Annotated in this window: 14 protein-coding genes; 4 read left to right on the top strand and 10 right to left on the bottom strand. The window is 69.9% G+C overall.

Annotation, left to right across the window (positions count from 1 at the left end):
• Window positions 1–45: 45 nt before the first annotated feature.
• From FHR82_RS45140 to FHR82_RS05860, 6 genes are all read right to left on the bottom strand, one after another.
• Window positions 46–1920, bottom strand: coding sequence for an FG-GAP-like repeat-containing protein (locus tag FHR82_RS45140; RefSeq protein ID WP_221463299.1), 1875 nt, complete (start codon window positions 1918–1920; stop codon window positions 46–48).
• A 12-nt stretch (window positions 1921–1932) separates the two neighbouring features.
• The gene (locus FHR82_RS05880; protein ID WP_184809145.1) at window positions 1933–3969 is read right to left on the bottom strand and encodes an N-acetylmuramoyl-L-alanine amidase; all 2037 of its coding nucleotides are present in this window, start codon (window positions 3967–3969) and stop codon (window positions 1933–1935) included.
• A gap of 11 nt (window positions 3970–3980) precedes the next feature.
• Complete coding sequence (locus FHR82_RS05875; RefSeq protein WP_221463298.1) at window positions 3981–5471, bottom strand: FG-GAP repeat domain-containing protein; 1491 nt, start codon at window positions 5469–5471, stop codon at window positions 3981–3983.
• 31 nt (window positions 5472–5502) lie between these two features.
• Window positions 5503–7041, bottom strand: a complete 1539-nt coding sequence (locus FHR82_RS05870; RefSeq protein WP_184809144.1) for a VCBS repeat domain-containing M23 family metallopeptidase — start codon at window positions 7039–7041, stop codon at window positions 5503–5505.
• Window positions 7042–7060: 19 nt separating this feature from the next.
• Complete coding sequence (locus FHR82_RS05865) at window positions 7061–10288, bottom strand: DUF2961 domain-containing protein (protein WP_184809143.1); 3228 nt, start codon at window positions 10286–10288, stop codon at window positions 7061–7063.
• A 699-nt stretch (window positions 10289–10987) separates the two neighbouring features.
• Entirely contained in the window at window positions 10988–11623 is a 636-nt protein-coding gene (locus tag FHR82_RS05860) for a GntR family transcriptional regulator (protein ID WP_184809142.1), read from the bottom strand.
• Window positions 11624–11942: 319 nt separating this feature from the next.
• On the opposite strand from FHR82_RS05860, the gene FHR82_RS05855 reads away from it, so the two are divergent.
• On the top strand, window positions 11943–13157 hold the full coding sequence (locus tag FHR82_RS05855) for a threonine synthase (RefSeq protein WP_225943937.1): 1215 nt from the start codon (window positions 11943–11945) through the stop codon (window positions 13155–13157).
• Window positions 13158–13259: 102 nt separating this feature from the next.
• Here FHR82_RS05855 and bla read toward each other — a convergent pair whose 3' ends face one another.
• Both bla and FHR82_RS05845 read right to left on the bottom strand, forming a co-directional pair.
• Window positions 13260–14189, bottom strand: coding sequence for a class A beta-lactamase (gene bla, locus FHR82_RS05850; protein ID WP_221463517.1), 930 nt, complete (start codon window positions 14187–14189; stop codon window positions 13260–13262).
• A gap of 9 nt (window positions 14190–14198) precedes the next feature.
• Window positions 14199–15359 carry a pyridoxal phosphate-dependent aminotransferase gene (locus FHR82_RS05845; protein WP_311770896.1) on the bottom strand — a complete coding sequence of 387 codons (1161 nt, stop codon included), beginning with the start codon at window positions 15357–15359 and terminating at the stop codon, window positions 14199–14201.
• A gap of 535 nt (window positions 15360–15894) precedes the next feature.
• On the opposite strand from FHR82_RS05845, the gene FHR82_RS05840 reads away from it, so the two are divergent.
• Window positions 15895–16056: a hypothetical protein gene (locus tag FHR82_RS05840; protein WP_184809139.1), complete on the top strand. Its 162-nt coding sequence runs from the start codon at window positions 15895–15897 to the stop codon at window positions 16054–16056.
• Between the two features lie 106 nt (window positions 16057–16162).
• On the opposite strand, the gene FHR82_RS05835 is transcribed toward FHR82_RS05840, so the two are convergent.
• Window positions 16163–17170, bottom strand: a complete 1008-nt coding sequence (locus FHR82_RS05835) for a TerC/Alx family metal homeostasis membrane protein (protein WP_184809138.1) — start codon at window positions 17168–17170, stop codon at window positions 16163–16165.
• Window positions 17171–17353: 183 nt separating this feature from the next.
• The gene (locus FHR82_RS05830; RefSeq protein WP_184809137.1) at window positions 17354–19189 is read right to left on the bottom strand and encodes an elongation factor G; all 1836 of its coding nucleotides are present in this window, start codon (window positions 19187–19189) and stop codon (window positions 17354–17356) included.
• Between the two features lie 234 nt (window positions 19190–19423).
• On the opposite strand from FHR82_RS05830, the gene FHR82_RS05825 reads away from it, so the two are divergent.
• Together FHR82_RS05825 and FHR82_RS05820 are read left to right on the top strand one after the other, a co-directional pair.
• Window positions 19424–21727 carry an RCC1 domain-containing protein gene (locus FHR82_RS05825; protein ID WP_184809136.1) on the top strand — a complete coding sequence of 768 codons (2304 nt, stop codon included), beginning with the start codon at window positions 19424–19426 and terminating at the stop codon, window positions 21725–21727.
• Between the two features lie 27 nt (window positions 21728–21754).
• A complete protein-coding gene (locus FHR82_RS05820; protein ID WP_184809135.1) occupies window positions 21755–22459 on the top strand; it encodes an arginase family protein in 705 nt (234 codons plus the stop codon).
• Window positions 22460–22478: the final 19 nt, after the last annotated feature.

The raw sequence follows: 22478 nt of genomic DNA, 5'->3' as shown, positions 1-22478 counted from the left end.
GCTCGGCCACCGCGGGCTGTCGCCCAGCCCGCGGTGGCCGTCGTCCTACAGCGTGGTTTCGCCGGGGAGGCCGAAGTAGTCGTGCCACTTCGGGCCCGGGCCGAAGGCCGTGCCGGTCGACAGCGCGACGTACGTGTCCGCGCCCGGCAGCTTCGTGAACGTCACGATGTCCGTGCGGCCGTCGCCGTCGTAGTCGCCCACGTACGGGAACTCGCCCTGTGGCGCGAAGAAGTCGTGCCACTTCCGCGAAGTGCCGAACGACGTACCGGACGACAGTGCCACGTGGACCACGCCCTCGCGGCTGAACTGGACGACGTCCGCCTTGCCGTCGCCGTTCACGTCACCCAGCCGGGGGTCCGTGAGGCCCGCCGCGAACGAGTCGTGCCACTTGGCCGACGCACCGAACGACGAACCGTTCGAGAGCGCCACGTACACGTCCGCCGACGAGCCGTGCGTGAACGTCACGATGTCGTCGCGCCCGTCGCCGTTCACGTCCGCCACGCCCGGTGACTCGCCCGCGATGCCGAAGAAGTCGTGCCACTTCGCCGACGCCGCGAACGACGTGCCGGTCGACAAGGCGACATAGACATCCGCGAGGTTGTTGCGCGTGAACGTGATGATGTCGTCGCGACCGTCCCCGTTCACGTCACCGACCGCGGGCACCTCGCCGTCGATGGCGAAGAAGTCGTGCCACTTGGCCGCGCCCGCGAACGCGGACCCGGTCGACAGGGCGACGTGGACGTCCGCGAGCGAACCGTGCGTGAACGTCACGATGTCGTCCTTGCCGTCCCCGTTGACGTCACCGGTCAGCGGGGTCTCGCCCGACAACGCGAACCAGTCGTGCCACTTCGCCGACGTGCCCGTGAAACCGGACCCGGAGGACAGGGCGACATAGACGTCCGCCAGCGGGTCGTGCGTGAACGTCACCACGTCGTCGCGGCCGTCGCCGTTGAAGTCCGCGCCGCCACCACCCACGAAAACGTTTGCGTACGACGAGTTGACCGACAGCGGCGCCACGTGCAGTCCGCCCTGCCCCCACCCGGCGCCGGTCACCCACGTCGCGCCGGACGGCTCCGTCACGATCTCCGCCGCGTGCGCGTCGATCCGGCCCGCCAGGTCGTTCACCGAGAAGCGGAACGGGTCCCGGCTGCGGTACACGCGCGTGTCCTTGTACCCGGCGTCGCAGCAGATCGACAGGTACCACCAGCCGCCGCGGAAGATCACGAACGGCGACTCCGTCGGACCGCCGAACGTCCCGGACGCCGGGTGGGAGAACGCGACCTGCTTGCCGCTCCAGTGCACGAGGTCCGTCGACGTCCGGTACGCGACCTGGTGGTTGCCGCCGGTCGGGGTGCTGTTCGCCGTGTAGTACATGACCCACGTCGGCCCGACCCGCGTGACCATCGGGTCGCGGGCGTCGAACCCGTCGGTGAACAGCGGGTTCGCCGCGCTGCGGGTCCAGGTGTTCAGGTCGGTCGAGGTCGCGAGGTGCATGCGGTACGCGGCGTGGTCCGGGGTCCCGGCCGCGTAGTACATGTAGTAGACGCCGTTGTGGTGGATGACGTGCGGCGCCCAGATGTGGCTCTCGCCGAGCGCCGGGTCGGCCGTCAGCGCGAACGGCCGCTTGGTCCACGGCCCGTTCGGCGACGGCGCGGTCGCGTGCCCGAAGTTCTTCTCGTCCAACGGGTTCGCCGGCTCGGCGTGCGTGATCGCGTACACGTGCCAGGTGCCGGTGACCACGTCCCGGACGAGCGTGTGGTCGTTGTAGTACCACTGCGCCGACTCCCCGACCGACGGGTCGTAGACGCGGATGAAGTTGCCCGCCGACACCGTCGGTGGCGCCGGGGCCGCACCCGCGGGCGCCGCCACGAGCCCGGTCAGCACGAGCACGAGCGCCAGCAGGCGCAGCCCCTTGCCCATCACGTCCTCCTCCTACAGGGTCACTTCACCGTTGAGACCGAAGAACTCGTGCCACTTGACGCCGCCCGCGAAGGCGGTGCCGGTGGACGCGCCGACGAACACGTCGTTCAGCGAGCCCTTGGTGAAGGTGAGGATGTCGTCCTTGCCGTCACCGGTCGCGTCACCCGTGTACGGGAACTCAGCCCCGAGCCCGAAGAAGTCGTTCCACTTCACCGTGGTGCCGGTGAACCCGGTGCCGGTCGAGGTCGCGACGTACACGTCCGCGGCCGCGTTCAGCGTGAACGTCACGATGTCGTCCTTGCCGTCCCCGTTGACGTCTCCGATCCTCGGCGCCTCACCGGCGACGGAGAAGTAGTCGTGCCACTTCACCGACGTGCCGGAGAAGCCGGTGCCGGTCGAGGTGGCGACGTACACGTCGGCGAGGGTGCCCTGGTTGAACACCACGATGTCGTCCTTGCCGTCCCCGTTCACGTCGCCGACGCCCGGGACCTCACCGGCGAGCCCGAAGTAGTCGTGCCACTTCGCCGACGCCACGAACGACGTACCGGTCGACAAGGCGACATAGACATCCGCGAGGTTGTTGCGCGTGAACGTGATGATGTCGTCGCGGCCGTCCCCGTTCACGTCACCAACCGCGGGCACCTCGCCGCCGAGCGCGAACCAGTCGTGCCACTTCACCCCCGCCCCGAACGACGACCCGTTCGACAGCGCCACGTACACGTCGTTCAGCGACCCGTGGGTGAACGTGACGACATCGTCCTTCCCATCCCCGTTGAAGTCACCCGTCAGCGGCGTCTCACCGCCGGGGGCGAAGAACTCGTGCCACTTCACCGACGTGCCCGCGAACCCGGCGCCGTTCGACAGCGCCACGTACACGTCGCCCAGCGTGCCCTGGTTGAACGCGACGATGTCGTCGCGGCCGTCACCGTTGAAGTCCGTCGACGATCCCGTGTGGACACCGGCCGAGCCGCCGCTGCCGACGAGGCTCATGTAGTAGTCCCAGTTCCAGTGCGGGCCGGGGTCGGTGTGGTCGTTGCCGGGGATCTGGTTGTGGCCCTGGATGAACTGGCGCGTCTTCGGCAGCCCGTGCCGCTCGCACAGCCACTTCGTGAGCGCGGCCGAAGACCGGTACATCGAGTCGGTGAACCAGGACGGGTTGTCCACGAAACCTTCGTGCTCGATGCCGAGGGCACGCGAGTTGGCGGACCGCACGTGGTATGCGGTGTCGCCGTCGCGCACCATCTGCGTGACCTCGCCGTCGGACGACCGCACGACGTAGTGCGCGCTGACGCCGGACGCCGGGTTCTGGAACCAGCTGATCGTGCCCGCGTAGGACCCCTGCGTCACGTGGACGACGATCAGGTTGATCGCCGACGACCGGCCTGCGCTGTAGTTGGCGCCGTGCGCGGGCACCCACCGCGAGTTCGGGTAGTCCAGGCCCTGCGCGGACACGCCGTCCTCGCGCACCTGCTCGAACCGGCCGCGTTCCGGCGCGCGGGGGTACGGCTTGACCACGACCGGTTCACCGTCGGGCGTGCGGACCTGCATGCCGTCGGCCAGCAACTCGTAGACGGTGTCCGCGTACAGTCGCGCGACCGCGTCGTCGCCTGAGCCGCCGTACCGCGCGACGACCGGGTACCAGGCGGCGATGCGGTTCCGCTCGTCCGCCGACAGCCCGGCCTTGTCGGCCATCGACCGCAGCACGGCCGCGCCGCCGCGGATGTTGGCGGCCGTGTCCTTCTTCAGCGCGGCCGAGGACTCGCCGGTCAGCTCCGCCGCCAGCTCGAGCGTCTGCCGAACCGGGTTGCTGACCAGGTGCATGACGCCGTACCCGTTGTCCTGGCTGGGTTCGCCGCCGTGCCCGTCGAGGTGGGTCTCGCCGTAGCCGACGGCCACGAGCAGGTCGCGGGGCACGTCGAACTCGCTCGCCGCCGCGGCGAACGCCCTGCCGACCGGGCCCTGCTCCGGCGCCGCGGCCGCGGTCGGGGCGCTCATCAGTCCTACCGCGACAGTCAGCGCGGTGCCGAGTGCCGCCAAGCGTCGTCTCATCTCGCACTCCTTCACAGGGTGATCTCGCCGTTGAGGCCGAAGAAGTCGTGCCACTTCGCGCCGCCCGCGAAGCCGCTGCCGGTCGACACGCCGACGTACACGTCGTTGAGCGTGCCCTTCGTGAACGTGACGATGTCGTCCTTGCCATCGCCGTCGAAGTCGCCGGTGTACGGGAACTCGCCCGCCAGCGCGAAGAAGTCGTTCCACTTCACGGTGGTGCCCGCGAACGCGGTCCCCGTCGAGGTCGCGACGTACACGTCACCCGCCGCGTTGTTGGTGAACGTCGCGATGTCGGCCCTGCCGTCACCGTTGAAGTCACCGATGCGCGGCGACTCGCCGCCGATCGAGAAGAACTCGTGCCACTTCACGGACGTACCGGAGAACCCGGTGCCGGTGGAGGTCGCCACGTACACGTCGGCCGCCGCGTTGTTGGTGAACACCACGAGGTCCGCCTTGCCGTCCCCGTTCACGTCGCCGACGCCCGGGACCTCACCGGCGAGCCCGAAGTAGTCGTGCCACTTCGCGGACGCGGCGAACGAGGTGCCGGTCGACAAGGCGACATAGACATCCGCGAGGTTGTTGCGCGTGAACGTGATGATGTCGTCGCGGCCGTCCCCGTTCACGTCACCGACCGCGGGCACCTCGCCGCCGAGCGCGAACCAGTCGTGCCACTTCACCCCCGCCCCGAACGACGACCCGTTCGACAGCGCCACGTACACGTCGTTCAGCGACCCGTGGGTGAACGTGACGACATCGTCCTTGCCGTCCCCGTTGAAGTCACCCGTCAGCGGCGTCTCACCGGCGGGGGCGAAGAACTCGTGCCACTTCACCGAGGTGCCCGTGAACGCCGCGCCGTTGGACAGCGACACGTACACGTCGCCCAGGGTGCCCTGGTTGAACGCGACGATGTCGTCGCGGCCGTCACCGTTGAAGTCCGTCGGCGAGCCGGTGAACGCCTTCGCACCGCCGACGAGACCGCGCGCCTCGTCCATCATCGCGCGGGCCTTGCCCTCGGCCTGGTCGTAGCGCTCTGGGCAGCACGACCGCTGCACGCTCTGCGCGAGCAGGCCTGCCGTGTAGTTCGGGTACAGCGGCTCGTTGCGCTGCGCCTGGACGAAGAACTGCGTGGCCGCGTACGACACGTTCATGATCTGTTCCGGCGTGCCCCAGCCCTGGCTGGGCCGCTGCTGGAACACGCCGAGCGAGTCCTTGTCGCCGCAGTTGAGGTTGTTCATGTGCGACTCGACCCAGCCCGCCTCGAACGCGGCCAGCATGACCTTCGGCGACACGCTGCGGTCGAGCCCGACCTGGTAGACGACCCTGATCACGTTCGGGTCGTGGTTGGCCGGGATGCTCGAGCACGCCAGCGGTTCCACCGACAGCGGCACGTGGTCGCCGGGGGCAGCCGGATCGGTGACCGGTGCGGCCGCTGCGGGGAGCCCCATCCCGGTCATGGCCAGCACGGCAGCGCTCACGAGCGCGCCGCGTCTCCAACTCATCATCGCGAATCCTTCATCTCTGCAGGGTTTTCTCTCAGAGGACTCGTTCGCCGTTCAGGCCGAAGAAGTCGTGCCACTTCACGCCCGGCCCGAAGGCCGTCCGGTTCGACAGCGCCACGTACACGTCATTGAGGGAGCCGAGCGTGAACGTCACGACGTCGGTGGCGCCGTCGCCGTCGAAGTCACCCGCGTACGGGAACTCCCCGGCGAGACCGAAGAAGTCGTGCCACTTGACCGTGGTGCCGCTGAACCCGGCGCCGGTCGAGGTCGCCACGAACACGTCCGCGGCCGCGTTGTTCGTGAAGGTCGCGATGTCGGCCTTCCCGTCGCCGTCGAAGTCGCCGACGCGGGGCTGCTCGGCGCCGAGCGCGAAGAAGTCGTGCCACTTCACGGTGGTGCCGGTGAACGCGGACCCGTTGGACAGCGCGACGAACACGTCCCCGGCGGTGCCGCGGGTGAACGTGACGATGTCGTCGCGGCCGTCGCCGTCGAAGTCCCCGACCGCGGGGAACTCGCCGCCGAGCGCGAAGAAGTCGTGCCACTTCGCCGACGCGGCGAACGACGTGCCGGTCGACAGCGCCACGTACACGTCCCCGAGGGTGCCGCGCGTGAACGTGACGATGTCGTCGCGGCCGTCCCCGTTCACGTCCCCGACCGCCGGGATCTCCCCGCCGAGCCCGAAGAAGTCGTGCCACTTCACCCCGGCCCCGAAGCTCGACCCGTTCGACAGCGCGACGTAGACGTCGTTCAGCGTGCCGTGGGTGAAGGTGACGACGTCGTCGCGGCCGTCGCCGTTGAAGTCGCCGGTCAGCGGCGTCTCACCACCGGGTGCGAAGAAGTCGTGCCACTTCACGGACGTGCCGGTGAACCCGGTGCCGGTGGACAGCGCCACGTACACGTCGGCGAGGCTGCCCTGGTTGAACGTGACGATGTCGTCGCGGCCGTCGCCGTTGAAGTCGGTGGGCGAGCCGCCGAACATCGTGGTCGCGCCGCCACCGCAGTTCCCGCTGGTGTGGTAGGAGATCGACGAGCTGTAGCGGAGCGGGACGCCGTCGATGACGATCGGCTGGTTCGCCCCGTCCGCCTCCTGCTCGTAGTGCAGGTGCGGGCCGGTCGAGTTGCCGGTGCTGCCGACCTTGCCCAGCTCGGCACCAGCGACCACGTACTGGCCCCGGCTCACGCTGAACGCCGACAGGTGCGCGACCATCGAGGTCCAGCCGCCGCCGTGGTCGACGCGCACGTGGTTGCCGTAACCGGTGGTGCCCGACACCACGTCGACGACCGTGCCCGCCGCGCTGGCGAGCGCCGGGGTGCCGAGGTCCTCGCCGCCCGCGAGGTTGAAGTCGAGCGCGTTCACGACCTCACTGGAGTGGTGGTAGTACTGCCGTTGCTGCCCGCACGGCCACGGCGCCCGGAAGTCGGGCCGCGGCCCGGCGGCCATGCGGCTCGCCTTCGGGGTGTCGTCCGCCCAGGGCGCGGAGGGCCCGTCCGGCGGTGCCGCCGAGGCGATGCCCGCGGTGATCGGGAGGAGGGCGACCGCGGCCACGGCCGCCATGATTCTCTTGGCGCGCATGAGTGTTCGTCCCTGTCGCTCAGAGGGTGGGGCGGGGGATCTCGCCGGTCGCACCGAAGTCGTCGTGCCACTTGACCGTGGTGCCCTGGAAGGCGCTCCCGGTCGAGGTCGCCACGAACGCGTCCGCGGCGGTGCCGCCGGTGAACGTCACGATGTCCGCGCGGCCGTCTCCGTTGAAGTCCCCCAGACCGGGCAGCTCCGTGCCGACGGCGAAGAAGTCATGCCACCGCCACGCGTTCTGCACGAACCGGCCACCGTCCGAAAGGGACACGAAGACGTCGGCGGTCGTGCCGCGCGTGAACGTGACGACGTCGTCGCGCCCGTCCCCGTTCACGTCCGCGGCACCGGCCAGCTCCGCGCCGACCGCGAAGTTGTCGTGCCAGAGCCAGCCTTCCTGCACGAACGCGCCGCCGTTGGACAGCGACACGTACGCGTCGCCCCGGGTGCCGCCGGTGAAGGTCACCACGTCGTCCCGCCCGTCGCCGTCGAAGTCGCCGACCGCTGGCCGCTCGTCGTTGATGCAGAAGCTGTCCGACCACTTGACGCCCGGCCCGAAGCCCGACCCGTTCGACAGCGCCACGTACACGTCGCCCGCGCTGCCGCAGGTGAACGTGACGATGTCGTCGCGCCCGTCGCCGTTGACGTCCCCGACCGCGGGCTTCTCGGTGCCGGCGGCGAAGAAGTCGTGCCACTTCACACTCGTGCCGGAGAACCCGGTCCCGTTGGACAGCGCGACGTACACGTCGGCGGCGGCGCCTCGGGTGAAGGTCACGACGTCCGAGCGGCCGTCGCCGTTGAAGTCGCCGGTCAGCGGCACCTCACCGGTGACCGAGAAGAAGTCGTGCCCCTTGGCCCGGCTGCCGAACGCGCTGCCGGTCGAGGTCGCGGTGAAGACGTCGTTCGCCGACCCCTGCGTGAACAGCACGGCGTCGTCGCGCCGGTCCCCGTTGACGTCGGTGCCGACCGGGGTGGTGGTCGTCGCACTGACCACACCCGAGGCGGCCCCGGCGTTACCGGCCCGGTCGACCGCGACGACGCGGTAGTGCCGGGTGGTGTTCGCGGGTAGCGGCCCGTGCCGGAAGCTCGGCGTGGTGCTGGTGCCGACGAGGTTGCCGCCGGTGACCGGCACGGACGAGTTGGTGGAGGCGTACACGCGGTAGGCGGCGACACCGACGTTGTCCGTGGCGGGCGGCCAGCTCAACGCGACCGCGTGCGTGCGCCCGCCGACGGCCGGGGTGGCGACCCCGCTCGGCGGCGTGGTGTCGGTGAACGGCGCGACGAGGTTGACCGCCTGGTACCGGCTCGCGGTCCACGCCTGTCCACTGGGCACGAGCCGCACGGTGATGCTCGACTTCCCGGCGGTCAGCGACGGCGGCACCGTGAAGTCGTCGTCGAGCCAGCGCTGCGACTGGTTGCCGAGCGCCTGCACCCAGGTGCCCGCGCCTGCGCCGTCGACGGAGACGGCGGCGGTCTGGTAGGCGGCGTTCTGGTCACTGGAGCGCCTGATGCGCACGCCTACGTTGGCGGGGTCCACAGCGAGCCGGAAGCTGATGGCACCGCTGGTGGAGCGGACCTGGTCGGTGACCCCGATGTGGTCGTCGTCGCCCTCGTACACGCTGGTCAGCCCGTACTGCGAGGCGGCGCCGGACTCGGTGTAGGAGTGCGCGGACCGGCTACCGGCGTCCCCGACGATGATCGTGTCCGTGGTCCGGTTGGCCAGCTGCGGCTTGGTGTAGAGGAAAGCGGTGCTGCTCTCGGCGACGGGCATGTCGTTCTGCGGCCCGTGCTCGATCCCGAACCGCAGCCCGGTCGAGTACGAGATCGCGTCCCCGATCTGCAGCCGGTACATGGAGTCGCACTCGACGGCGCAGGCCCCGGTCCGGACGCGGTGCCCGGTGTTGCCGGTGAACACACCGGAGTACTCACCGCGGTTGAAGTACCAGCCGGACTCGTAGTAGTCCTCGGTGCCGGTGCCGTGCCACTGCGGGGTGAGGGAGCCGTCGACGTGGACGCGCTCGTCGCCTTCGAGGTACCCGCGCTCGTTGCCGCCCGCGATGGCATTGCGCACTGTCTGTGTGACGCCGACGAACCGACCACGCCCGGACTGGTCGGCGAGCAGCCAGTCGCGGGCCTGGGTGGTGTTGCCCGACCGCGACTGGGTCGTGAAGTGCCCGGCGTTGCCGCCTGCGGCCAGCTCGGTGGTCCACTTGCCGTTGGGCGCGTGCGTGACCTGGGTCTGGATCCCGCTGATGGTGGCACCGGTGGTGTTGGCGATGCCGATGGTCGCGCTGGTCGCGTAGGGCATCATCCACCAGGCGCTGTACCACCCACCGGGTGCGGCGTCCATGGCGAACATCAGCGACCGGACGTCCCGCTCCCCGAGGCCGGCGCCGAAGAACTCGCCCAGTGGCGCGTCCACAGTGGAGCGTCCGTCGAAGGTGCCCCGGATCCGCAGGCCGGCGAGGTTCGCCTCGGTGGCGAGGTGGTCGGGAATCCGGATCCGCACAGCGGTGACCGCGGCGGGCCCGGTGAGGTTGGCGATGGTCGCGCTGCTGTTCGCCCCTGGCGACACGGTGGCGCTGACGGTGGTGGCGCCGGGCTGGGTGGGCTTGGGGTCCTGACGGCCGGCGTTGCGCAGCAGGGTGATGACGTCGTTGGCCGGGTCGGCGGGGTTGAACCGTGTCACTCCGGCGGCGTCGGCGAACTCCCGGTACCCGACGTGGTAGAAGAGCGGGTTGTTGGTGGTGGTGATCAACATCGAGTCCCGGTACGGCATCGGGACCTTGACGGTGACGCCGCCGGAGGTCTGGTCGGCGTTGGTGACCAGAGGAAACGCGAAGGGTGCGCCGAAGTCCCCGTCGACGACCCGCTGCAGGCTCGCGTCGAGGACGGTGACCCCGTCGAGCACGATCCGGATGTTCCCGGTGGCGGTGACGTTCCCCTCGTCCCGCGTGAACCAGATCGACTGGACCTCGCCTGGCCCCCGGTCTTCGGCCAGCACGCAGCCGGGCCCGTTGGTGCGCAGGCAGGAGTAGCGGCCGACGAACCCGTCCTCGTTGGTCCCGTTGCGGCCGAAGCTGGAGAACTGCTTGGTCTGCGAGCCCCCGGCGAGGTCGGGGAGGAGATCCAACCGCCGGTAGGTGTCCCACCCCACGACCCCGTTCCCAGCCCGGGGCTCGGCGACGGATGGTGCCCCGAGCCCGAGGACGACGAGGGCAACACAAAGCAGGACGGCGAGTCTCGACATCGAGGCACCTTTCGATCAACCGCAGAGGCAGGGGACGGTCGATACGCGGACGGGTAATCGTTTACCCGGATGGGCCTAGTGTCCGGTTGGTGACTGAGTGACGTCAATAGGCTATATGGCGGTAAGCATTCACAAGTCGTCCCGCCGACAGCAGGGTCTCCTTCGCGTTGCGTGCCAGCCCAACAGGCCTGGCTTGATCGTCACGCCACCGGCCGGACACCCGGACTGTGGCATGTTCCTGCCATAGCCGGGCCCCAGCCCGAGCTGAGAAAGACCCCTTCGGAGTGTCACGAAAGCGCAAGGGCGCAAGCCCATACAAACGTCTGCTGTCTGCCATCCCGTCGACCTGGCGAAGCCCGATCACACCAACCCCGTTGCCAACCCGAGGCCATCCCAGAGACCTGCCCCTCCGGCGAGGAGGCCCGTGCGGCAGGACGCCCGTCCGGCGAGGACAACCCAGTCGGGCAAACGTCCGGCGAGGACAAAGCACCCGTGTAAACCACCACCGACATCCCGGCACAACTATCCACGAGCATCAACAGCGGCCGTCGGCCCCCCGAAATCCAGCGTAACGACGACCACCGACAAAGACCGCGAGTTATCCACAACGAGCCCGGTTATCCACAGAACCCGAGCGCACCACCGAAAACTGTCACCCCACCCCGGTAAGCTGGAAACCGGGGGCCGGAGGCCACACCATCAGGATGCTCGCCCGCCCCGATCAAGGAACCGATCCAAGGCATTGGCGGACTTCCGCACGTGCCGCCGAGCCAGCCGCTCGGCCTGCTGCTGCTGCCCGGCGGCGATCGCGGCCACGATCTCCCGGTGCTCCACCAAAGCAGCCGACGGCCGCCCCGGCACCCGCGCCGACGTGGCCCGCCCCAGCCGCAGCTGCCCGATCATGTTCTCGGCGACGTGCTGCAGCCGCCGGTTGCCCGCGGCCTCCAGGATCTCGTGGTGGAACAGCACGTCGAGGTCGCCATATGCCGACAGGTCCCGTCCCTCGACCGCGGCCGTCTGCTCGCACAGCAGCGAAGTCAACCGCGTGACCAGCTCGTCCCGGGAGGCAAGAGCGGCGGCCCGCCGGGCAGCGATCCCGTCCAGCACCTCACGCAGCTCGTACAGCTCCTGCATGTCGTCCCGCTCGACCTCGGGGACGAAGAACCCGCGGTGCGGGTGGAGCACGAGGAACCCCTCCCGCTCCAGCGCGGTCAGCGCGGCCTTCACGGGCGTCGCCGACAGGCCGAACTCCTCGCAGAGTGGGCGCACCGTCACATGTGATCCGGGCTGCAGTCGCCCGGTGAGGATCGCCTGGCGCAACTCACCGTACGCCATGCTGCTCAGGGTGCTCCTAGGCAGCGACATCGCCGTCCTTCCCCGCTGGTCAGTGACCGGATTACGGTACCCACCCCGGCTCTGCCACGTGCGGGCAGATCGACACTGTCATCCACATATTGGATCTAATATTGCATCGACGAAGCGCGCGATGCTAGAACAGGTTCAGTGCCGAGTCCACTCGGGTCACTGTGAGCAGGGCCGTCAGCGTCGACGAGTCTCACCTTCCGAGCAGTTCGCGCGCCCCTGGCGAACCGCTCACCCGCGTGGGGGACGACCCGCCCGTCGTCCCCCACGCGCCCTGATCGAAGGAAGACCGTTGGCGGAGCACTGGAACAGCGCCTTGTCCCACCTGGAGTGCGGCCGGTGCGGCACTCACTACGACGCCGACAAGCCGCAGAACCTCTGTGAGTGCGGCACTCCGTTGCTCGCCCGGTACGACCTCGACCAGATCTCGATCTCCACCTCGGACATCGCGGCGCGGCGCCCCGATCTGTGGCGTTACCGGGAGTTGCTGCCCGTCCGTGACCGCAGACACGTGGTGTCGCTCGGCGAGGGCATGACCCCGATCCTGCCGCTGCGCTCCTACGGCGCCCGCATCGGCGTGCCCGACCTGCTCGTGAAGGACGAAGGCGCCCTCCCGACCGGCAGCTTCAAGGCACGCGGCGCCGCGGTCGGCGTGTCGCGTGCGCTGGAACTGGGCATCGACCGGATCACCATGCCCACCAACGGGAACGCGGGCGCGGCATGGGCCACCTACGCGGCACGCGCGGGCCTCGAGTCGCTCATCGTCATGCCGCAGGACGCGCCGAAGATCACGCGCATGGAGTGCGCGCTGGCCGGCGCGCGGCTGTACATAGTGGACGGTCTGATCGGGGACGCGGGCAAGCTCGCCGCGCAGGCGGTGGCCGACGGCTGGTTCAACACCTCGACGCTCAAGGAGCCCTACCGCATCGAGGGCAAGAAGACGATGGGACTGGAGATCGCCGAGCAGCTCGGCTGGCGGATGCCGGACGTGATCGTCTACCCCACCGGCGGCGGGGTCGGGCTGATCGGCATCCGCAAGGCACTGGACGAGCTGCTCACGCTCGGCTGGATCACCGGCAAGCTGCCGCGCCTGGTGGCCGTGCAGTCGTCGGGCGTCGCGCCGATCGTGCGGGCGTTCGAGCAGGGCACCGACACGGCGGAACCCTGGGAGAACGCGGAAACCGTGGCCTTCGGCATCAACGTGCCGAGCGCGATCGGTGACTTCCTGATCCTGTCGGCGATCCGCGACACCGGCGGCACGGCGGTCGCGGTCGACGACGCGGAACTGCTCGCCGCACAAGCGGAATGCGCGTCGACCGAAGGTGTGCTGATGTGTCCCGAGGGCGCCGCGACGCTCGTCGCCGTGACGCGGCTGCGGTCGAGCGGGTGGCTCGACGGGTCGGAGGAGGTCGTCGTGCTCAACACCGGCAGCGACCTGAAGTACCCGCACACGGCCACCTACGACGACCCGCCGCTGCTCGCGAAGGACGGGGAACTACCGCTGTGAAACGACATTTCTCGTCACCACCGTGCAGCAGGCCACCGGAGCGCCGCCCACCCGCGGCACCGCGATCCCCGGTGAGCGCACCGTCGCCCCGCGGGCGCACGGTCAAGTGAGCGTCGCCACCACGTAGGCGGTCGCCTCGGCGATGATCGCCTGGTCGTACTCGGCGTCCTCGGCCTGCTTGCTAGACATGACCGACACGACGAGCGGCGCACCGGACGGCGGCCACACGATGCCGACGTCGACGATCGTGCCGTAGCCGCCCGTACCGGTCTTGTCGGCGACGGTCCACCCCGCCGGCACACCCGCGCGGATGCGCCGCGCGCCCGCCTCGGTGGCGTTGCGCGCCAACAGGTCGCGGAGGAATGCGCGTTTGTCCCCCGGCAGCACGTCGCCCACGACGATCTTCCGGTAGTCGAGGCCGAACGCGCGGGGTGACGTGGTGTCGCGCGGATCGCCGGGCGTCGCCTCGGTGATGTGCGGCTCGGTGCGGTCCATCCTGGTGACCGTGTCGCCGAGCTCGCGGGCGAACGCCGTCAGCTCGGCGGGACCGCCGAGGTCGCGCAGCAGCAGGTTGCCCGCGGTGCCGTCGCTGTGGCGGACGGCGGCGTCACAGAGGTCGCGGACCGTCATGCCGGTGGCGACGTGCCGCGGTGTGACGGTGGCGTTCGGCAGGAGGTCGGCCTCGGTGTAGGTGACCACGGTGTCCAGGTGCGCCGTCGGGTTGCGGTGCAGGACCGCGGCCGCCGCGATTCCCTTGAACGACGAGCAGAACGCGAACCGCTCGTCCGCGCGGTGCTCGACCGTGCCGCCGGTGCCCGAGGCGAACACGCCGAGGCGCGCACCGTACGCCGTCTCCAGCTCGGCCAGCCGGTCGTGTCGCGCCACCGTGGTGGTGGTCGTGGGCGGCCCGGACGGCGGCGGTGACGGTGGCCGCGTCGAGCGCGGCGGCGTGGCCTGTTCCGCACACCCGGGCAACGGCAGAAGCGCCGCCACCCCAAGGAGAGTGCGGCGAGTGAAGGTCACACCGGCCAGGCTACGTGATCATGCGCTCTGCGCGTCACGGCGGCGGGCGAGCTCGTCGTCCCAGCTGGGTTGCAGGAAGTCGTCGATGCCGTCCATCAGGCGGGCCACGTCCTGCTGCGGGCGGACGACGAGGCGCACGAAGTGGTTGCTCATCCCCAGCTTGTTGCCGCACTCCCGGATGAACACCTGGTGGCGGCTGATCAGGTGGTCCCGCAACGCGGTGCCGTCCACGCCGGGGCCGAGCTTCACGAGGAGGAAGTTCGCCTGCGACGAGTACACCGACAGCTCGGGCACGCGCGCGAGCTGCATGCCCATGCTGTACCGGTCGCGGGCGAGCAGCCGCAGGCTTTCACGGTACTCGGCGGCGTGCGCGCCCAGCATGAACACCATCGTCTCGGCCAGGGAGTTCAGGTTCCACTTCGGGAGGATGCCGCGCATCTTCCGCGCCAGCCCGGGGTTCGCGACGAGGTAGCCGAAGCGGATGCCGTGCAGCCCGAAGTTCTTGCCGAGGCTCTTGAGCACCACCACGTTCGGCCGGATCGCGGCTTCGAGCGCCACCGACGGCGCGGGCTCGGCCTCGACGAAGTCGATGAACGACTCGTCGATCACCACGAGGTCGAGGTCGGACAGCTCGTCCATGAACCGCACCACCTCGCGGCGCGGCAGGTACCCGCCGTCGGGGTTGTTGGGGTTGCACAGCACGGCGACCCGCGAGCCGCGCGACCGGATGAACCGCACGTACTCGTCCACGTTGAGCTGGAAGAAGTCCACCTCACGCAGCGGGAACATGTCGACCCGCTTGCCGGTCTCCATCGGCTGGTCGGTCCAGCGCCCGAAGGTCGGGATCGGGATCGCGACGCTCTCGTGGATCCACAGGTGGTCCATCCACGTGATGAGCTCGGTCGACCCGTTGGCCATCGCCAGGGTCGCCGGGTTGAGCCCGAGGACGCGCGCGAGCTGGCGGGTGATCGTGTCCGCGTCGCTGGGGTAGAACTTGAGCATCATCTCCAGGTTGGCGGCGAGCTCGTCGAACATCTCCGACGTGGGGAAGTACGGGTTGCACGGGATGCAGAAGTCGACCAGGTCCCTGCCGTGGTCCCCCATCCGCCTGGCCAGCTCGAAGAACGACGGGCTGTGTGCGGTCTGCTGGAACAACCCCGAGTCCACACCGTTGTGCACACGATCACTTCCGTTCCGCTCGTCGGGCGCGCCCCGTTGCCCCTGGATACGTACGGATCCGGTGGGCAGTTCACCAGTGGTGCGAGGATGTTCGTGATGCTGGAACGATACGACCACCCCGAACCGGCCGCGCCGAGCGGCGACGGAGCCGTGCCGCGAGCCGTCGCCGCGGCCAGGACGCTCCCCCCACGACATCTCCACCTTCACGGGAAGGCACCGCGAGCTGACCTGCCTGCTCGACGTGATCACCAGCCGGAACGGCGCCGTCGGCATCGTCGCGATCGACGGGATGGCCGGTGTCGGCAAGACGACGCTCGCGGTCCACACCGCCCACCTGACGGCAGACCGCAGAGCTGGTCGAACGCCGCACGAGAGATCCGGTGCACGTCCCCGTTGCTCACGAGTCCCCCTATCGGACGCGGTGCGGTGTCACCTGATGGGGCTATTGATCACCCACCCGCACCATCGCCTACCGTCGAGGCAGCAGAATGGTACGAACCGTACGTTGACCGGAAGAGGGCGAGTCGAGGCGCGGATGAAACCCAAGAAGGTCTTGCTGCTCGTCGCGGCGGCCGTCCTGATCTACACGCTGATCGTGCACCCCACGGCACTCGGCGACGGGGTGCAGACGATCCTCGGCTGGATCGGGGACGGGCTCAACTCCATCGTGGCCTTCTTCAAGAGCACCGTCGACTGACCAGCTGACCGGCGAGACGACGACTGACGTCTCGAAAGACGCTTTCAGGGACACTCAACGCCCCGAAAGCGTCTTTCAGGGCGGCGCGGCGGCCCGCCGGGACCGGTTACGGCGTGCCGGCCAGCTCCGGCTCCTCGACCTCGGCCTCCTGCTTGGCGCTCACCGACCGGGACCGCAGCAGGCTCGCGATCGTGGTGACGACCAGGACCACGACGATGATGCCGAGGGACAGCGCGATGCCGATGTGCGGCACCGGCAGGCTGATCCGCTCGACGTGCGACCCGTGCAACGCCTCGATGATCAGCTTGACGCCGATGAACCCGAGGATGACCGACAGCCCGTAGCTGAGGTACACGAGCCGCTCCAGCAGCCCGCCGATCACGAAGTACAGCTGCCGCAGCCCGAGCAGCGCGAGCGCGTTCGCCGTGAACACGATGTAGCCGTTGGTCGTCAGCCCGAAGATCGCGGGGATGGAGTCGAGCGCGAACACCACGTTGGCGATGCCGAGCGCGCTGACCACCATGATCATCGGCGTGAACACGCGGCGCCCGCCGACCTTGGTGACGACCTTGCCGCCGTCGTAGGCGTCGGACGTCGGCAGGATGCGGCCGAGCGCGCGGACCAGCGCGTTGTCCGGCGCCTCCGGCTCCTCCTCGCCCTTGCCCTCCTTCGCGACCTTGATCGCGGTGTAGATCAGGAAGGCGCCGAAGACGTAGAAGATCCAGTTGAACGCGGCGAGCGCGGCGGCGCCCGCCGCGATGCACACGCCACGCAGCACCAGCGACAGCACGATGCCGATGAACAGCACGCGGTGCTGGTGCTGCCTGGGCACCGCGAACTTCGCCATGATGATCACGAAGACGAAGAGGTTGTCCACCGAGAGGCTGTACTCGGTGACGTAACCCGCGAAGAACTCCGCCCCGGCCGTGGATCCGGCGAAGATCAGCAGCGCGAGCCCGAACAGGACGGCGAGACCGACGCAGGCGGCCACCCACAGGCTCGCCTCCCGGACGCTCACCTCCCTCGGTCGCCTGCCCACGACGACCAGATCACCGACGATCAGCGCGGTGAGCCCGACCAGCGTCGCGACCCAGACCCACACGGGGAAATCCATGGAAAGACCGCCTCCCTTTTCCACGCCGCGGCAGCTTATCGGCGTGGGACATTCCGGACGCCTTTTCGTGACGAGGAGAACTCCGCGACAATGCAGCAGCATACTGTATGCAGTGCACGTGAACCAATTCCGACTCGGTGCACAGAAAGGCACACCGAGCCGGAATCGGGCACATGCGGACGATCACACCCTGCGGACCACGTGCAGCAGGTACTCCTTGCGGTTGAGCGGGTTGTGGTCCGACCTCGGCCGCTCCGGCAGCTCGCCGACGACCTCCCGGTAGTGGTCGAACGCGCTCTCGAACTCGCCTTCGCCACGCGTGAGCGTCGGCAGTTTCCGCGCAAGCGAATGCACTTTTTTCGCCGGAATGTCCCCTTCGATCACATTTGTTCTTTCCGTGACCTCGGATGTGAGCGGAATGGCGCGGTGCCGCGCGAGAACGGGCATGACGGCACGGTAGGAATCCCCGGGCACCGTCAGGCGGAACCGGTGCATGGGCTCCAGCACGGTGGTGCCCGCCTCCGCGAGCGCGGCCATCAGCACGAGCGGCGTGAGGTTGCGGAAGTCGCCCGCGGTGCTGGACATGCTCTTGTCGAAGGTGCCGTGGGCGTGGCTCTGGCGGGCCCAGTACCCGGAGTGCGTCATGGTGACGAGCACGTCGGTGACCTGCCAGCCGCGCAGGCCCTGCCGCAGCGCCGCGTGCACCGTCTCCTCGACGGCCGCGAAGAACGCGTACGGCATCGAGCCCAGTTCCACCCCGAGCCGGAACCCGATCCCGGACCCCGGTGCCCCCGGCTCGACCCGCAGCCCGACGGTCGCGAGGAACGGTCCGGTCCCGATCAGCTCGACGGCGGCCCCGGTGCCGGTGAGCCGCTCGACGCAGATGGTGGTGGACTCGCGGAAGGTGACCTCGATGCCGTACTCGTCGAGCAGCGTGGCGCCGATGACCTCCTTCTGGACCTCGCCATACAGCGAGACGGACAGCTCGTCGTCCTGTCGCAGGTCGATGAGCGGGTCCTGCTCGGCGAGCTCGGTGAGCGCGGCGTGCAACTGCCCGCCCATCGACCGGCGCACGGGCGTCACGACGGTCTCGAGCGTCGGCGGCGCGAAGTGGTGGTCCTCGGGTGACCGCGCCTCGCCGATCGGGTCGCCGATGCGCACGTCCAGTCCCCAGACCCTGGCGATCTGCCCGCCCGACACCTCGGCGGCCCCGCGCGAGACCTCGCGAATGGCCGTGACCTTGCCCGCGTCGAGCCGGTCCCGCACCCGGAGCGTGCCGGAGTACAGGCGCACGTAGGCGACCTTCTCCCCCGCCGGTCCCCGTTCGACCTTGAAGACGGTGCCGGACAGGGGGCCGTCGACGGGGTGGCGGGTGGGCAGGAGCGTGGTGAGCGCGGCCATGAGCGCGCCTGCTCCGTCGCCGGTGATGGCGGAGCCAGTGAAGACGGGGTGCACGGTGACGTCGCGGGTTCTCGCGCCGAGCCGGTCTGGCACTGTCGCCCCGTCGAGGTAGGCGGCGAGCACGTCGTCGTCGTGCTCGGCGAGGGCCTCGACGTCGCCGGGCCGGACCGCGGGCGCGAGCGTGTTGATCTCCCGCAGCACCTTCTCCGAGTCCGCGCCGCGCCGGTCGGTCTTGTTGACGAAGATCAGCGTCGGGATCCTCATACGGCGCAGGGTCCGCAGCAGGACGCGGGTCTGCGCCTGGACCCCCTCGACGGCGGAGACGACGAGGACGGCCCCGTCGAGCACGGTGAGGACCCGTTCCACCTCGGCGATGAAGTCGGGGTGGCCGGGGGTGTCGATGAGGTTGACGGTGACGCCGTCCAGCGGGAACGAGACGACGGCGGACTTGATGGTGATCCCGCGCCTGCGCTCGAGGTCGAGCGAGTCGGTCTGGGTGGAGCCCGCGTCGACGCTGCCGAGCTCGCGGATGACACCGGCGTCGAGCAGGAGCCGCTCGGTGAGGCTGGTCTTACCGGCGTCGACGTGCGCGAGAATCCCGAGGTTCAACGATCGCAAGAAGGTTCATGTCCTCTGCGTGGGCGGCAGTTGGCTGGATGGACATGAACGCGGCTCGCATGACGGACCCCCTGGGATCTAGGTCCCGCCAGCACACCAGACGTGTTCCGAGGGCGGCAACCGATTATCGCGCACAGGACGCGCACAGCTGGGCCGATCGGCGGTGTGTGTCCACCGTGGACACACGTACTCTCCCTCCGGGTCGGGGGACCTGTCTCATGGGGGAGTTTCCTGATGCGCCGACTACTGCCCGCTGTCCTGAGTTCCGTGCTGGCCGCGGGTCTCCTGCTCACGGGCCACCCGGTGTCCGCCGCACCCGCCGCCGACCCGGTCGCGCCCGCGTCCGCGTTCACGCCGCAGTCGCCGACCCGGGTGCTGGACACCCGCACCGGCGGCGGCGCGGTCGGTGCGGGGCGGACCGTCACGCTCGACCTCACCGCGCGGGTGCCCGCGTCCGCGACCGCCGTGGTCCTGAACGTGACGGCCGTGTCCCCGACCGCCTCGACGTTCGTGACGGCCTTCCCCGCGGGCGCCGCGCGGCCGACCGCGTCGAACCTCAACCTGGTCGCCGGGGACGTGCGCGCGAACCAGGTGACGGTCGCGCTGGGCGCGGACCGGAAGGTCAGCCTCTACAACAACAGCGGCAGCGTGCACCTGGTCGCCGACCTCGCCGGGCACTACGGCACGGACGGGACCGCCGGGTTCACGGCGCTGTCCCCCGACCGGGCGCTGGACACCCGCACGACGGGCGGGCCGCTGGGCGCGGGCGCGACCCGGACGGTCGACCTGACCGGCCGGATCCCCGCCTCGGCGACCGCCGTGACCTTCAACCTGACCGCCGTCAGCCCGACGGCGTCGACGTTCGTGACCGCGTGGCCCACGGGTACGACCCGGCCGACCGCGTCGAGCCTGAACACCGACGCCGGTGACATCCGGCCCAACCTGGTCACGGTGGCGGTCGGTGCGAACCGGAAGGTGAGCCTCTACAACCACGTCGGCTCGGTCCACCTCCTCGTGGACGTCACCGGCTTCTACTCCCCGGAGTACGGCGCCGCGTTCGTGCCGCTGACCCCCGCCCGCGTGGTCGACACCCGCACCGGCACCGGCGGCACGACCGGACCGATCGGACCCGCGAGCGGCTTCACCGCCGACCTCGAAGGTCGGGTGCCCGCGTCCTCGGTGGCCGTGCTGCTCAACGTCACCGGTGTCGGCGCGACCGCCCGGACCTACGTGACCGCGGCCGAGCCCGTCGGCGACCTCCCGAACGCCTCGACACTGAACGTGTCCCCCGGTCAGACCGTCGCGAACGCGGCGGGTGTCGCGTTCGCGTCCGACCACAGCTTCAGCCTCTACAACCACGCCGGGAAGATCCACCTGGTGGCCGACCTGGCCGGGGCGTTCGTCGTGGTCGACGAGGACCCCTGCACGACCGACTGTGTGTACACCTGGGGTGCGGGCCCGTTGGGCACGGCAGGCGGTATCGGTGACTCGGCGGTGCCCGCGCCGGTGGTCGGGTTGTCGGGCGTGCGGTCCGTCATCGGCGGCGGCGGCAACAGCTACGCGTTGCTCGCCGACGGGACGGTCCGGGCGTGGGGCGCCAACTACCTGGGACAACTCGGCAACGGCTGGTCCAACGCGACCTCCGGCGGCTCCCGCCTGCCGGTGCCGGTGGTCGGGCTGACCGGGGTGACCGCGATCGCGGCGGGCGGTAGCCACGCGTTCGCGCTGAAGACCGACGGCACGGTCTGGTCCTGGGGCAGCAACTGGAGCGGGGAACTCGGCAACGGCACCAAGACCGACTCCGACGTCCCGGTGCGGGTGTCCGGGCTGACCGACGTCGTCGCGATCGCGGGCGCCGCGTCGTACGCCAACGGGTACGCCCTCCGCGCGGACGGCACCGTGTGGGCGTGGGGCGCGGGCTGGGGATCACTGGGCGACGGGACCTACGACGAGGGCTCGACCGTCCCCGTCCAGGTGTCCGGCCTGACCGGTGTCACGGCGATCGCCGGGGGCTCCATGGGCGGCTACGCCCTGCGCGGTGACGGCACCGTCTGGGCCTGGGGCACCAACGGCGTCGGCGAGCTCGGCAACGGCGAGGAGTGCGACCCGGACGGGCCGTGCGTGGAGACGGCGCCGGTCCAGGTGTCCGGGCTGACCGGCGTGACCTCGATCGCGGGCGCCTGGGAGAACGGGTACGCACTCCGGTCCGACGGCACCGTGTGGGCCTGGGGTGGCGACTACAACGGCGACCTGGGCGACGGCGGGGACTGCGGCCCGTTCAACTGCGTCAGCAGGACGCCGGTCCAGGCGTCGATCACCGACGTGGAGCAGCTCGTGAGCCGCTTCTACGGCGGGTACGCCCTGCGCGCGGACGGCACGGTGTGGTCGTGGGGCGCGGGCTTCTCCGGCGGACTGGGCGTTCCCTCGGTGCCCTTCGACGGGAAGGCGACGTCGCCGGTGCGGGTGGAGGGACTGCCCGCGGTGAGCGGCATCAGCAGCGGATCGAGCACCGGCTACGCACTGGTCCCGCACGTGTGATCCCACCCGGCGTGATAGGTGTTGGGCGTGACCACGATTCTCGTTCCGTTCCACCACGACGAGCGCGTCGACCTGCCCGTTCCCGCAGACGTCACCGTCGAGCCCGTGCTGCCCGACGGTGACGTCTGGACGCGGCTCACCACGCTCTACCGCCACGTCGCCGACGCCGTCACACCCGGCGACACCGTCGTCTCCGGGGACTGTCTCGTGTCCGCCGGTGTGGTGGCCGGCGTGCAGAGGGCCGGGATCGATCCCGTCGTCGTCTGGTTCGACGCGCACGGGGACGTGCACACGCTCGACACCTCCACCAGCGGGTACCTCGGCGGCCTGTCGCTGCGTCTCCTGCTCGGCGCGCACCGCGACATCTTCTCCGACCGGATCGGGCTCGAGCCGATCGCCGAGGACAGGGCCGTGCTCGTCGACGCGCGGGATCTCGATCCCGCCGAGGTCGACTACCTCGCCACCTCTGGTATCCATCGGTCCACTGTGCACGATCTCGGCGACATCCCCGACGGGCCGGTCGTCCTCCACGTCGACGTCGACGTCATCGACAGCGCGGAGCTTCCCGGGCTGCGGTTCCCGGCACCCGATGGTCCGTCCACACAGGACGTCATCGCCGCCGTCCAGCACATCCGGAGGACCCGGGACGTGGTCGCCTTCGACCTCGCCTGCACCTGGTACACCGGCGATCCCGGGCTGGTCGCGGACATGACGGTGCCGCCGAAGCCGTAGGACCCCGGCGGCACCGGCC

Origin of the sequence: Actinophytocola algeriensis (genome assembly GCF_014203735.1) — a bacterium.
GTDB classification, from domain to species: domain Bacteria; phylum Actinomycetota; class Actinomycetes; order Mycobacteriales; family Pseudonocardiaceae; genus Actinophytocola; species Actinophytocola algeriensis.
The sequence above is the reverse complement of the archived record's forward strand: the minus strand, read 5'-3'. Positions and strand labels throughout refer to the sequence as shown.

Bases quoted from the DNA above. Each gene is read 5' to 3' on its own strand.
- FHR82_RS05870 (WP_184809144.1), bottom strand. From the start codon at position 7,041: ATGCGCGCCAAGAGAATCATGGCGGCCGTGGCCGCGGTCGCCCTCCTC.
- FHR82_RS05875 (WP_221463298.1), bottom strand. From the start codon at position 5,471: ATGATGAGTTGGAGACGCGGCGCGCTCGTGAGCGCTGCCGTGCTGGCC.
- FHR82_RS05880 (WP_184809145.1), bottom strand. From the start codon at position 3,969: ATGAGACGACGCTTGGCGGCACTCGGCACCGCGCTGACTGTCGCGGTA.
- FHR82_RS05860 (WP_184809142.1), bottom strand. From the start codon at position 11,623: ATGGCGTACGGTGAGTTGCGCCAGGCGATCCTCACCGGGCGACTGCAG.
- FHR82_RS05835 (WP_184809138.1), bottom strand. From the start codon at position 17,170: ATGGATTTCCCCGTGTGGGTCTGGGTCGCGACGCTGGTCGGGCTCACC.
- FHR82_RS05840 (WP_184809139.1), top strand. From the start codon at position 15,895: ATGAAACCCAAGAAGGTCTTGCTGCTCGTCGCGGCGGCCGTCCTGATC.
- FHR82_RS45140 (WP_221463299.1), bottom strand. From the start codon at position 1,920: ATGGGCAAGGGGCTGCGCCTGCTGGCGCTCGTGCTCGTGCTGACCGGG.
- FHR82_RS05865 (WP_184809143.1), bottom strand. From the start codon at position 10,288: ATGTCGAGACTCGCCGTCCTGCTTTGTGTTGCCCTCGTCGTCCTCGGG.
- FHR82_RS05825 (WP_184809136.1), top strand. From the start codon at position 19,424: ATGCGCCGACTACTGCCCGCTGTCCTGAGTTCCGTGCTGGCCGCGGGT.